Annotated in this window: 1 protein-coding gene; it reads left to right on the plus strand. The window is 53.2% G+C overall.

The features are described from left to right. Nucleotides 1–538: hypothetical protein (locus tag PSI9734_RS11970; RefSeq protein ID WP_173921358.1), on the plus strand; the 538-nt coding region annotated here is incomplete at both ends.

Consider the following 538-nt stretch of genomic DNA (forward strand, 5'->3'; position numbering starts at 1 on the left):
TTATCGTCTCACCAGGACCACGGTATGCGCCATTGGCCAATGCGGTGGAGCACAGACCCAGATCACAGAGTACACCTACTCGGGCTCGACAGGACTGATCAAAACCAAAACACTTACCAATGCCAGTGGTACATTGAGCCAAACGACGACCTACACCTATGATGCAGCGGGTCGCCAACTCATAGAAGACGGGCCGTTAACTGGCAGTGATGATGCAACATCGTATCGTTATGATTTATCCGGCCGGCCAACGTGGGAAATCGGTGCACGCAACGCAGTCGGGTTTTACCCGGTTAAGAAAACCACCTATCCGAGCGTGAGTACCCGTAGAACGCTGACGCAAACTGGGACAATCGTCTCGCGCAGCAGTACCAGTTTAACCATTGATACGGTGCAGTCGGAGTTTTTAGATGTCTATAACCGGGTCAGCAAATCGACACTGGCGGCACCATCGACCTTAACCAAAGCGACGCAATATACGTACGACGCCCGAGGGCGGTTGCGGTGCGAAGCGACGCGGATGAATGCTGCAAGTTTT

Origin of the sequence: Pseudidiomarina piscicola (genome assembly GCF_902806985.1) — a bacterium.
In the GTDB taxonomy this organism is placed as follows: domain Bacteria; phylum Pseudomonadota; class Gammaproteobacteria; order Enterobacterales; family Alteromonadaceae; genus Pseudidiomarina; species Pseudidiomarina piscicola.